This is a genomic window from Paenibacillus rhizoplanae (assembly GCF_042684125.1).
Lineage (GTDB): Bacteria > Bacillota > Bacilli > Paenibacillales > Paenibacillaceae > Paenibacillus_AQ > Paenibacillus_AQ rhizoplanae.
Map to the genome: position 1 here is coordinate 21,132 of NZ_JBHUKY010000079.1, position 12,540 is coordinate 33,671.

Below are 12,540 nucleotides of genomic sequence, written 5' to 3' on the forward strand. Positions count from 1 at the left end.
GTACCGTCCTTTCATAGGACAGTACCGTTTCTTTTTGAAAGAATTTATATGCTATGGGGTCCCCGCAAAGTGCCTGAGTCATCATCGCAAGTGGAAACGGCTTTGCCGTCCTTTTAGAGGACGGTACCGTTTTAGCGAGAAATAGAAGGATAAGTTATCGTGTGCAACATATAAATTCTTATATTTAAGCTAAAGCTCCACTTTGTGGGGTTATTTTGTTGCTTCAAGCCCGGGGTTTGCCTACAGAATCCCGGTGGACGATATCTGCGGAGATCAGAATTTTCTCCAGCGGTACAGCGGGATTCTGAATTCGGTTCAGCAGCTTCTCTACAGCTGCCCGGCCCATAGCCTCCTTAGGAACATGCACGGTTGTAAGCGGAGTTACCCCCCGCAGGGAATCCTCAATATTGTCAAAGCCTGTCACAGAAATATCAGCAGGAATGTCTAGCCCTGCTTCCTGCAACACTTCACTAATCGCCAGGGCCGTGAAATCGTTCGCACACACGAGTGCAGTTGGCAGAGTATCCGATTCTTTTCGTGCGGCGACCCAGAGCCTGAATTCTTCACGGAGCGCTTCATCATACATCCCTTCCAGCAGCAGCTCATCATCGATAGCCGGGGTCTTCAGATGACTCTCCTCCAGTGCGCTGCGGAACCCGATCCAGCGGTCACCGAAGCTGCGGGAGTAACGGATATTGCCGACAAAGTGAAATAACGTATGTCCGCTACCAATCAGGTGGTTGCAGAGCCGTGCCATAGAATCGATGTTATTCGCAAATACAGTATCACACGGAATTAACGCATCCTCATGGTCGATCATGACCAGCGGGAGCCCGATCCGGTGCACTTCGAGCAGCAGTGAGGTGGAGATCTGCCCTACTCCGATCAGACCGAGCAGGCCGTCCGGATTGAGGACATTAACGAAATTATCAGCCCGGTGCTCTGAAATGATCACCATGCCCAGCCCCTCCTGATCCAGCGCCATCGCAATGCCATCAACGATTTTGCCCCAATATAGTGAATCTTGGGTCTGAGAACGGATATTGGGCATCAGCACCAGCACGGATTGCTTATTGCGGTCTTGTTCTCCCGTCAGGGAACGGCGCTTCGGACTTTGCACATAGGCGTTTTTTTGAGTGAAATATCCCAGCTGAGAGGCGGCTTGAATCACCCGTTCCCGGGTGGTCTCATTGACCCCCTCCTTGCCAGAGAGCGATTTGGATACGACGAACTTGGAGACCCCGAGATGATCGGCTATTTTTTGCATCGTTACTTTTTTGGCCACAACAATACCTCCAGAATTTGATCTTGCTTAGTGTGCAGAGTCCGGTGGTTACGGTGCAGACTGCTGACTCATACGTGCTTCCTTCCATTTCGCATTCAACTGGTCAAAGGACTTCTGCAGATCCGGTGCGGCGAGCACATCCTGAATATAATCGCCCGACCAGAAGCTCAGCTTCGTCCGGTTCGCCAGATCAATGAACGCATCCGTCTGCACCGTAGCCTCAATCAGCTTCGGATGATAGGAGAGGAACTCACTATATTGCTGTAAAGCGGGTTCGTCCGAACCCTTAGCCGGAAGAAACCCCCAATCTTTGGCATACGAAGTTTCTGTGATGAAATACTGAAGCCAAGCCATCGCAAGCTCTTTATTGCGGCTGTATCTGCTGACCCCCATGAACCAGTCGGGATTAAGTGCCGCATAATGGGCCGTACCGTTGTCATATGGAAAAGGGAAGAAGCCTATATCCTCCGGTGAAGCGCCTGCATCCATAATCTTCCGGATGGTCCAGTTCCCCTGCAGATACATACCTGCTTCTCCTCTGGCCAGTCTGGATTTGGAGATCTCCCAGCTGTTGGAGAATAACTGCTCCTCGACATAACCCTTGGCCATCATCGTTCTGGCAATCCCCAGAGCCCGCCCCCATTCGTTACCGATCTGCCAGGGGCTGTCCTCATGAACCATATCATTCAAATAATCGGGGTTCCCCGTCATATAATTAACCAGATTATTGCCCCATTCCCGCAGCGGCCAGACGGCCCCGTAATTCATATACAGCGGGATGATGCCCGCCTGCTTCAGCTTGACACAGGCTGCGTAGAATTCGTCAAGCGTCTGCGGAACCTGTTCAATTCCCGCCCGCTCAAAAGCCTTCTTGTTGTATACGATTCCACTCGTGGTGTTGCCTGTAGACAGCCCGTATCGCTTGCCGTCAAAGGTTGCAAAGGTCGTGAACCGCTCCTGCGCCGCCAATTCCTCACTCAGCGGCTCGAAGAAAAGCCCCAACTCCTTCGCAGGCAGATTGACCGGAAGCAACAGAACATCCCCAGTATCCTTGGTGGACAAGCGGACCAGGATATCCGTGGCATAGCTGGACAGCCCCTCAAATTCTACATGAGCTTCAGGATACCGCTTCCTGAATTCATCCGCATAGCCCTTAAATGTTCCATTCTCAATCAGGTCAATCCGGTTCGTCAGCATCACGACCGTACCGGACAGCTCAGAAGACGCATCATCTCCGGCAGAGGCTGCCGGGGCCAGCCCCCTGCTGTTCCGGCTGTCACAGCCGGTTGATAGCAGAAAGAGCAGCAGCATAGAATACACCGGAAAGCGTACAATCATCCGTTTCAAGCCCATTCCTCCTCAAGGGGTCTCCCCTTCAATTACGGGAGTAACTCCCGGCAGCGGCAATGACAAGATTACATCCGTACCCTCGCCAGGCTTGCTGAACACCTCAATCCCATAAGCCGGACCGTAATGAAGCTGAAGGCGCTGGTGCACATTTGCCATGCCAATCCCTCCATTAATGCTCTTTTTCTGAGGGGCTTCATGCCGAAGTCTCTCCCTCAGCTTATCGAGCGTAACCTGATCCATTCCGCAGCCGTCATCACGGATATGGAACAGAAGCCTCTGCTCTGTATACTCACACTTGATGCTCAGATGCATCCGGGTCTTGGTATCATCCAGCCCGTGATACGCAGCATTCTCAATAATCGGCTGAAAAACCAGCTTAATCATGGAATAGTTGTCAAGCGTATCGGGAACATCAATCGTCAGCTCAAATCTGCCAGGATACCGGCTGCCCAGCAGCTCCACATAGTTGCGCACATACAGCAGCTCCTGCTTCATCGTTGCCCAGCCGCTCAAGTCACTGGTGCTGTAGCGGAGCAGCTTCCCCAGGATAGAGATCATGTCAGCGGCTTCCACATCATCATTAATCTCTGCCGTCATCCGGATAGTTTCAAGCGTATTGTAGATAAAATGCGGATTGATCTGGCTCTGAAGCGCCTGCAGCTCCGCCTCCTTCTTCTGTTCCTCAATCTGGTAAATATCCTGGATCAGTTGACGAATGCGGGCCAGCATACGGTTGAATTGATGCCCCAGGAGACCAATCTCGTCACGGCGTTTAATGCGGAAGGTCACATCGAGATCGCCGCCCTGCACTTTTTTCATCAGCTGGATCATTTGGGTCAGCGGCTTGGTCAGGGCAAACGACAGAATGAGCGAGATGATCAGGGCCAGCACAATGATGATTAGAGTGGCGCCTATAGTCGCATTGCGGGTCAGCTTCACTCCACGGGTCAATTCGTCCACGGGTATGGAAATAATCACCTTCCAGTTCGTCTTGGTGGAGCTTGAATAGATATTAAGCCGGTCCTTGCCGGATACGGTGTCATAAAAGCTCCCCGAGCTCCCTTCCGCAGCACGGAATAAGGAGGAGCGGGAAATATCCGCAGTCAGCAGCTTCTGCTCACTGTCATAGATGACTTTGCCCGACTGATCCACAAGGATCGATTTCCCCTGGGTCACCTTGTCCAGCTCCGCCACCTGATTCTCCAGATTACTGAAGTTAGCCTCCACTGCGATCAGGCCGACTGGCTTCCATAGCCCGTCCAGAATGGGACGCACCACCGTAAAGGCATAACGGGTGCTCTGCAAATTGCTTGTATACGCCTGCGTTCCCAGAAGGGTCGCTTCTCCGCCGGAGCCCTTTACCTGCTCGCTCCAGAACCTGTAGCTCTGCTGCAGATCCAGCCGGACGCCCCCATCCTTGGCAGAATAATAACCATTCCCGTAGGCATCAAAAATATAGACCGAATGGGTTCCCCGCTTAATATTGTTAATAAATGAAATATTCTCTTCGATGCCCCGCTGAATGGACAGCAGGAGATCCAAATCGCCGGGAGCCACCTGAGCCGTATCCTGCTTGCCTTCCATCATCTGCTTTTGCTCATAATAGCGGTTCGAGCGGATCAGGTTCTGCTTGATCTCATTGACGTAGGCGGGCATTGAAGATATCCGTTTCATATCTTCTATGTAATCATCGATGGAATCCATCATTTGATCAATCAGCTTCTCGGAATAGGCGATCGTGTTCGCCTGGATAGATTCCGAATAGCTCTTGAAGCTGATCACACTGATGAAAGACAGCGGGAGCGTAATAATGACCAGAAATACCAGGAACAGCTTGCGCTCCATGGACATATCCTCGATATAAGACCACCAGTTGTTATTGCGTGCTGCTCTCATTCGGCCTTCTCCCTGGTTCAAATTACATAACTAATCCAGCAAACAACAATAACAAAATCCTAACAAAACCATTATACGTATTCGCTAAACGATGCACAAGGATATATAACCCCGCAAGGCCAACTATGCCAAAAGGGCGTCACGCAGCCGAATGCGGCTTGCGTGACGCCCTTGAATCAGAACAGCTCTAACATTATTTGATCGTAAACAGCGACAGCTTGCTCTCCAGCTGGGTGGAGGCCCCTTGCAGCTTGTTCGACAAGGCTACGAGATGGTCACTGACATTCTGCTGCTCACTGCTGAGCGATGCTACCTCTTCCGAGGTTGCCGAGGATTGCTGCGCTACCGCACTCACATTCCCCATAGCATCGGACAGCACGCCCTGCGAATGATTCAGACTGTCGATGGCCCCTGTTACAGACTCCAGACTCATAATGAAGTCTTCCATCTGCCCCTTCACAGACACGAAGATCTCACTGGTACTCTTCACGGATACCATCTGCTCCTTGAACAGCGGAGCCACTTCAGACAGAACAGCAACCGTCTCATCCATCTCAGCTACAATCTTGTCTGTGATTCCAGCGACCAGAGCGATGGACTGCTTGGATTGGTCTGCAAGCTGCCGGACCTCCCCTGCGACTACCATGAAGCCACGGCCAGCTTCGCCTGCTCTCGCTGCTTCAATCGTTGCATTCAGAGACAAAATGTTCGTCTGCTGGGTAATATTCTTCATCACATCCAGCACCTTGATTACGGAATATACCGTTTCCTTGAGGTTGTTGACTCTATCCACCAGGGCAGAAGTCATTTCCCCTGTACGTCCGGTCTGATCCAGCAGCTCTTCCAGCTGTACAGCACCCTGTCCGCTGGCTTCCCCGACTCCACGGGCTGCCTGATCCATCTCGGAGTTGGCTGCAATAACACTCTGCATCTGCGTAGCAATCAGATCAGTCAGCTCATTGCCGCGCTCGGCTTCCTGGGCCAGACTTCCGGCACCGCCGGCAATCTCCTCTGTGGCCGCAGCGATTTCCTTGGCGGAGATCGCCGTCTTGCGCGAAGCATCCCCCAGCTCACCAGCAGTCTCAAGGACTTCGCGGGCTGTATCTGTAGTTTGGGCTACTAGCTCAGTAATCTTACCCATCATCATATTGAATGAGGCCGACAACTGGCCGATCTCATCCTTCGAGACATACTGGGTACGAACACTCAGGTTGCCTTCGGCTCCTTCCAGCATCAGGTCCTTCAAGCGTGCCAGCGGCTTGGCAATCATCTGGACCATCCAGAAGCCAACCACCATGGCCAGCAGGGCTGCCGCTCCAGCAGCAAGGAAGGTAGTAAACAGAATCGGCGTGGCAGCTTGAACCAGTTCTCCGGTAGGAACTACACCGGCAAGCTTCCAGTCTGCCTTCTGCATCGGGTTGTAAACAGCAAGGATATGCTCGCCCTTCTCATCCTTGGCTTCCTTGCTCTTATTGCTCTCCTTGCTATCCTTGATGAAACTAAGCTCGGAGGCTTTGCCGTCCTCCTCAGGCTGTGACGAAGCCACTACGGTTCCATCCGGGGCTACCAGTTGAATCCGTGAGCCATCCCCAAGCCGCACACTCTTGAAAGCTTCTTCCAGGAGAGTGCTCTTAAGCTCCAGCATAACTACATAAGAGGCGTTGGAGCCCAGATTCTTGAGCGTTCTGACCATAGCCAGATTCTTGCCGCCACTGCCTTCAATGGCCGTAGGGAACCAGTAGTTCTGTGCGGATTTGGCTTCTGTCGTATAATGAGGCTCATATGAGCTTGAATTCTTGACCACGGTCTTGTACCATTCCTGTGCTCTCACATCATCGCCGGCCAGGCCGGTGCTTCCGCTAGAGACAATCCCCATCTCCGGGTCCTCCGGAATGAGTGAGATGGCGACTATATTGGCATCCGTTGTAGTCTGGCTGGACAGCTTCTTGCTGATCGCATCGGTAGCCACGAACTTATCGTAGCTGCTCTTCGCCGAAGACAGCTCTGTCAGATTCGCCTGCATCTGTGTATCAAAATATAACTGAAGTGCGAGACTCTCATACTGCTTCAAGGTAATATCCAGCTTCTCCGAGGTCTGAATAATCGTCTGCCGGTTGGCTTCGGACACATTCTCTTTAATTGTATTCTTCGCTTTGTTGTAAGACAGAAGTCCTAAGAACAGGACCACCACCACGATGGAAGATAAGAAGATCAGGAACAGCTTCACCCCAACAGATTTGGTCGGGTTCACCCTCTTCATTTGGCTTAGCGAACCGCTTAATACCTTTTTGTAATTTCTCTTGTCTACCATGTTGCTTGTTGTCTGTGAAGCTTCTGTGTTCTGGGCCTTAGCCTTTTGTGTACTCTTTGGCTTTTTACTGTTTTTCGCCACTTTTATCCTACTCTCCTTCGGTTTATTTGTCTTCTCGTCCGGATTGGGAGCTCCCATAACCATCACCTGCCTATCGCCTAGATTGGAAGATATATGTAAGCGTTACCTGCCCTATATATCGGCACAAAGTCTCATTTTTCTTAGCATTATTTGCAAATCGCTTCAATACTAATATATTTTTGTCGAATTGCATAAGCATTTTGGCACAAAAAAAAGAAATGCCCTTGTGTAAACAGACATCTCTTGGTTTGTAAAGCCATTATTTTCGCTTGCGCATCATATCAAAATAAGCAACCGGCTGATCGACCTTCATCCGCACCCGCTGCAGCGGATGGCGGGCAACCTCCAGCGGATTGCCCGCCTCATCCCACAGCTCGCCTACGGTCTGCTTGAAGAAGGTATCGTCCGGTCCGAAGAATTCGACTTCCTGTCCCGGCTTGAAGTTATTGCGCTGCTGAACGAGCGCCATCCCGCTCTCCGCATCATACTCCAGCACCAGACCGGCAAAGTCGTACGGAGCAGCTTTCTCCTCCGGCTCATAAATGTGATCTTCATGGTCCGGTGTGTCGTAGAAAAATCCCGTATTCAGCGGACGGTTAGCCGCCTTCTGCAACTCCTCCAGCCATTCGGGCTTCAGCACATACCCCTCCGGGTCGGCCATGTAAGCATCTATGGCTTTGCGGTAGGCATTCACTACAGTAGCCACATAGTGAATCGATTTCATCCGGCCCTCAATCTTGAAGCTGTCAATTCCGGCTTCAATCAGGTCAGGAATACTCTCCAGCATGCATAGGTCTTTCGATCCCATAGTGAACGGGTTGTCCTCGGGCTGATGCAGCGGCAGCTGGGTGATTCCGGGCTGCAAGGCCTGAGGCCCCTCAGCCTGCTCCTCTTCGGATACCCAGTTCCCTTCGGGACGGGCATCTTCGAACAGATCATACTTCCAGCGGCAGGATTGGCAGCAGCCCCCGCGGTTGGAGTCACGGTCGGTGAAGTGGTTGGATAACACGCAGCGTCCCGAGTAAGAGGAGCACATAGCACCGTGAATGAAGCTCTCGATCTCAATATCCACATGCTGCTTGATTTCGGCGATTTCCTCCAGGCTGGTCTCCCGGCCCAATACTACGCGCGGCAGACCTTCCTCCTTCCAATAGGATACTGCCTGCCAGTTAAGCGTGGACTGCTGGGTGCTTAAGTGCACCTCAAGACCTGGCACCAGGCGCAGGGCAGTATCGACAATCACCGGATCGGCTACGATAATCGCTGCAATTCCGGCCTCATATAAATTACGCAGGTATTCTTCAATCCCCGCGATATCTTCATTGTGAGCATAGATATTGGTGGCTACGAATACTTTGGCACCGTATTTCTTGGCAAATTCAACACCCTCGCGCATTTCCTCAAAGGTAAAGTTATCTGCGCCTGAGCGCAGGCCGTATTTTTGTCCTCCGATATATACTGCATCCGCACCATAATGCACGGCGAATTTCAATTTCTCTAAGTTTCCTGCCGGAGCCAGGAGCTCCGGTTTGTCCAGACGGTAACGTTTGCCTTTGAATTGAGGCTTGGTCATGGTTCCCATTCCTGTTCTCCTTTCTGTGTCTCATCTTGTTAAAAGGCTTGAAAACATACATCCTGATGCTAAACGCTGCTGCGGTGAATTTGGACTTTCGGCCGCTGTTGTCTCCAGATGTTTGGAATTATTCCGCTTAGCGGATAACATCCGGAGACAAAGGCGGACGCTACCCGCTCCTACAGTTCCAAATTCCCCTCCGCCGCTACCATCTGGATGGTAAAGTTAACAACCCATTTTAAAGAGCTGAAACAATACCTTTTATATATTAATATACCTGTTCTTTATAGAAAAAGCCGAACGAAAGTTCACGCTCAGGGTCCTGCATAGCCCGGACCTCCTCCAGCCAAGACTCCTCGAATGCATATTCAGCGGGATCAGCGGCATAGACGTCCATGGCATGACGGTAAGCCTTAACGACAGCCACATTATAAGCCACCGGCTTCAGCAGACCTTCGATTTTCAGGCTGTGTACGCCGGCTTTTAACAAGAAATGGAGATCCTCCAGAATGCAAATATCATCCGAGCTCATAATATGCGTGCCGTTCTCGTCTTCATAGATCGGGAACTTCTCATTCGGACGCTCCGCTTCAATCAGGAACAGCCCGCGCTCCTTGCCCAGGCTTCCGCCATCGCTTGGACGGCCCTGGTGGGACATATAACTGGCTACCAGCTTGCGCTTGGAATGATAGATATTCGTCATGCCGTGTACCTGGACCTGGGCTTCCACTTCCAGATGAGGGACCATCTCGGTCATCTCATCCATATTCAGCTCACGCGCCAGAACGACCCGCGAAGCTCCCTTGCGGCCCCAATAATTGGCTGTTGCATAGTTGGTTGAGGTCATTTCCGCATTCCAGTGCAGCTTCATTCCCGGCGCTTCGGCTTTGACGGCCGCCAGGACGGCGGGATCACCGAACTCTACCCCATCCACACCCAGCCCGCCGATGGCCTTCACATAAGCCGGAAGCTCCTCCAGCATAGTATTGGGAATCAGTCCATTAATGCTTACATATACCTTACCGCCCCGGGCATGTGCCAGCTTAACTACTGCGGACGTATCTTCAAGTGTAAAATGTCCGGCGAGACGCATACCAAAGCGGTCATCGCCGACCAGCAGCGCACTCGCTCCTGCATCCAGCAGCGCTGCCGCTTCTTCCAGAGAAGCCGCTGTTACCAGCAGCTCCGGTGTGTTATTCATCGTGTTACCTCCTGTGCATTGCTCATCCTTACTATTGTAGCGGGTTCTTACGGATTTTGTTTGCTTTTTTGAATATTGGCTAAATGTTCCTTGTAGGTTCTGGCAAATAAATGTCCCTGCGAGCCGTCCTTCTTAGTGACATAGAAGAAATAATCCGAGATCTCCGGTGTCATAGCTGCTTCAATCGACGCAAGCCCGGGGCTGCTGATCGGACCAGGCGGCAAGCCCGCTTGCTTATACGTATTATAAGGACTGTCTACCTTCAGATCCTTCTCATACAGCCGCTCTTTCTGCTTGTCCAGCAGGTATTGGACGGTAGCATCGATCTCCAGCTTCTGCCCCTTATCCAGTCTGTTATAGATAATACCGGCCACCAGCGGACGTTCCTTGTCTACTACCACCTCACGCTCCACCAGTGAAGCTACGGTCAGCAGCTCATGCAGGGATAGCCCGCGGTTCGCAAGCTTGGCCTTCCACTCAGGAATCGTATCCAGCTTCTTCACCAGCTGCTCAAGCATCGCCCCGATGACTTCCTGCGGGGTGCTGTCCTTAGCCAGTTCATAGGTCTCCGGGAAAAGATACCCCTCCAGCCGGTGGCGCAGCAGCGGATTGTCCGGAATCTCCAGCTTACTTACAGCTTCCAGACCCTTACCTGAATCGATCAGCGCAAGGAAGACCTCCGGCTTCTGATTCCATGCAGCGGCCAGCTTCTCCGCCACTTGGACCGCTGTATACCCTTCAGGGATGGTAAATGTAACCGTCGCTTCCTTCACAACATCTCCGGCATTCAACCGGCTGATCAGCGTGTCGTAGGAGTCACCGGAACTTACTTGATATGTGCCGGCCTTGAAGCTGGAGCCTTCCTGGACCCATTTCAGATACCCTTTGAAGAACAGACTATGCTTGATAATGCCCTCTTGCTCAAGCAGGTCGGCTATTTGCGAGCTTCCCATACCCTTCTCTATCGTAACCGTTACGGCCGGTCCTGCGGGCTTTACCGGCTGCATTCCATTCCAAATGTACCATGCTCCTCCTCCGGCGGCAGCTGCCAGGACCAGGATTAAGATAAGCACAGTGCGGATCACGGCTTTCAAATGTTACGCCTCACTTTCCGACTATAAAGTATAAAATTGTATTGTCCAAAATTCAACCTATTTTTATAGCATAAGCTTTTTTCATGCAGACTGAAAGATCATTTCGTTCCTCATAAGCAAAAAGAGCGCGGAAAAAATCCGCCCTCCTCCGTATCTGCTCTACATGAAGTTGTTACAGTCGCTTACTCGGCATCAGCAGGAAAAGTAAGCTCATCATACAGCTCGGAAATATTCTCCCACTCTTCATCGTCCATAATGCTCTCCAGCTCCGGAAGTCCGTCCGGAGAAACTACGATGCGCAGAATTTCCTGCTCCGCAGCTCTTCCCGATCCGCCCAGAACGGCATATGCACGATCACCCACAGCAAATTCTGCAATAATATCGTAAACGGAAGACTTGCCCTGCTCATCCTCCAGTTCTACTGTTTCTCCATATACTTCCTTGAGCTTAGAAGTCCATACCGCCTGATCAGCGGAAAAATCAGTCATTCTCTGCTCCTCCATCCAGCTCGTCAACCAAAGTATTGAAGGTCTCCTCTACGATGGCCCATTCCTCATCATTCTCAATCATGAAGAGCTGCAGATCGTCGCCGTCTTCCTCGTAACGGAACGCGTAGACCTCATCTGTCTCCTCATCCTCGGAATCAAGCGGAACCACCATCATATACTTGGCATCCGATCCGTCCACTTCAAACTTCATGATGACCTCGAATTCCTCTTCATTACCTTCCTCATCGGGAATATAGATAATTTCCGGTTCCTCTTCTTGGCCGATCTGTTCGTTTGTCATATCCGCACACCCCTCACCTTTTACTGTTAGCATCCAAATAATTTTGCAAAATCAGCGCTGCGGCCATTTTGTCCACCAGCCCCTTGCGTTTCTTACGACTGACATCCCCTTCAATCAGCACCCGCTCAGCAGATACCGTCGTCAGACGCTCATCCCAAAGGTGTACGGGTAAATCGAGTTGCTCCCGCAGCTTATCTGCGAATTCGATGCAAATTTCACCACGGGGTCCTACGGAGCCGTTCATGTTCTTCGGCAGTCCGACAACAATCTCGCCGATTTCGTACTCCTTGACCAGTTCACGGATACGATCGAATTCATTGTCGTTTCCGCGCCGCTCAATAGTCTCCAGAGATTGTGCTGTCCATCCGAAAATATCGCTTGTGGCAACACCGATTCTGCGGTCACCGTAATCCAGTCCCAGCTTCTTCATCATTTCGGCTGGTCCACCCGATGATTGGCCAGATAGAAACGGACCAGTTCTTCGATCAGCTCATCACGCTCTTTCCTCCGGACCAAACTTCTCGCATTGTTGTGGCGTGGAATGTAAGCCGGATCTCCTGACAGAAGATATCCTACGATCTGATTGATCGGATGATATTCTTTCTCCACCAGCGCGTCGTACACGGCGAGTAGTATTTCCTGGGGAGAGGCTTCCTTTTCGTCGCCCTTCACATTGAATTTGACCGTTTTGTCCATGGAGTCCATGTGGTGACACCTTCCTTCTGCAAAATCACCCCGTTTCGGGCGGCTTCGCAAAGTTGCTGCTGTACAGCTTACTTGCTGCCCTCATCATAACATATTCATGCCCTAACGAGGAAATCCTGCCATGGTTAAAGCGCTTTTTTTGGCATTTTGTCTACAAAAATAGATGTTTTTTTGGGTTTTAAGCTATTGCATGCCCCAGGTCAATAATGAATAACCTCCAAAAATATACATTGTGTGAATAAAGCAGCGGCACTG

The 12,540-nt window shown here is 51.3% G+C and carries 11 protein-coding genes; all 11 read right to left on the minus strand.

All coding sequences use genetic code 11. The annotated features are described in order from the left end of the window. Positions 1 to 223: 223 nt before the first annotated feature. The 11 genes from ACFSX3_RS29780 to ACFSX3_RS29830 all read right to left on the minus strand — a co-directional run bounded on the left by ACFSX3_RS29780 (position 224) and on the right by ACFSX3_RS29830 (position 12,285). Positions 224 to 1,285 carry a LacI family DNA-binding transcriptional regulator gene (locus tag ACFSX3_RS29780; protein WP_209994167.1) on the minus strand — a complete coding sequence of 354 codons (1,062 nt, stop codon included), beginning with the start codon at positions 1,283 to 1,285 and terminating at the stop codon, positions 224 to 226. A gap of 48 nt (positions 1,286 to 1,333) precedes the next feature. After that, positions 1,334 to 2,638 (minus strand): ABC transporter substrate-binding protein, encoded by a 1,305-nt coding sequence (locus ACFSX3_RS29785; protein ID WP_379257217.1) that lies wholly within the window; start codon positions 2,636 to 2,638, stop codon positions 1,334 to 1,336. A gap of 6 nt (positions 2,639 to 2,644) precedes the next feature. Then, positions 2,645 to 4,531: a cache domain-containing sensor histidine kinase gene (locus tag ACFSX3_RS29790; RefSeq protein WP_209994165.1), complete on the minus strand. Its 1,887-nt coding sequence runs from the start codon at positions 4,529 to 4,531 to the stop codon at positions 2,645 to 2,647. Positions 4,532 to 4,724: 193 nt separating this feature from the next. Beyond that, complete coding sequence (locus tag ACFSX3_RS29795; RefSeq protein WP_379313635.1) at positions 4,725 to 6,923, minus strand: methyl-accepting chemotaxis protein; 2,199 nt, start codon at positions 6,921 to 6,923, stop codon at positions 4,725 to 4,727. 259 nt (positions 6,924 to 7,182) lie between these two features. After that, the gene (locus ACFSX3_RS29800) at positions 7,183 to 8,505 is read right to left on the minus strand and encodes a peptidase U32 family protein (RefSeq protein ID WP_209994163.1); all 1,323 of its coding nucleotides are present in this window, start codon (positions 8,503 to 8,505) and stop codon (positions 7,183 to 7,185) included. Between the two features lie 259 nt (positions 8,506 to 8,764). Next, a complete protein-coding gene (locus tag ACFSX3_RS29805; RefSeq protein ID WP_209994162.1) occupies positions 8,765 to 9,697 on the minus strand; it encodes a peptidase U32 family protein in 933 nt (310 codons plus the stop codon). 47 nt (positions 9,698 to 9,744) lie between these two features. Then, entirely contained in the window at positions 9,745 to 10,791 is a 1,047-nt protein-coding gene (gene mltG / locus ACFSX3_RS29810) for an endolytic transglycosylase MltG (protein WP_209994161.1), read from the minus strand. A gap of 182 nt (positions 10,792 to 10,973) precedes the next feature. Next, the gene (locus tag ACFSX3_RS29815; RefSeq protein ID WP_209994160.1) at positions 10,974 to 11,279 is read right to left on the minus strand and encodes a DUF1292 domain-containing protein; all 306 of its coding nucleotides are present in this window, start codon (positions 11,277 to 11,279) and stop codon (positions 10,974 to 10,976) included. Then, a complete protein-coding gene (locus tag ACFSX3_RS29820; protein ID WP_036696606.1) occupies positions 11,272 to 11,580 on the minus strand; it encodes a DUF1292 domain-containing protein in 309 nt (102 codons plus the stop codon). Before ACFSX3_RS29820 ends, ACFSX3_RS29815 begins: the two co-directional genes overlap by 8 nt. A gap of 13 nt (positions 11,581 to 11,593) precedes the next feature. Then, positions 11,594 to 12,010, minus strand: coding sequence for a Holliday junction resolvase RuvX (ruvX, locus tag ACFSX3_RS29825; RefSeq protein WP_209994187.1), 417 nt, complete (start codon positions 12,008 to 12,010; stop codon positions 11,594 to 11,596). Then, a complete protein-coding gene (locus tag ACFSX3_RS29830; RefSeq protein WP_036696603.1) occupies positions 12,010 to 12,285 on the minus strand; it encodes an IreB family regulatory phosphoprotein in 276 nt (91 codons plus the stop codon). Before ACFSX3_RS29830 ends, ruvX begins: the two co-directional genes overlap by 1 nt. Positions 12,286 to 12,540: the final 255 nt, after the last annotated feature.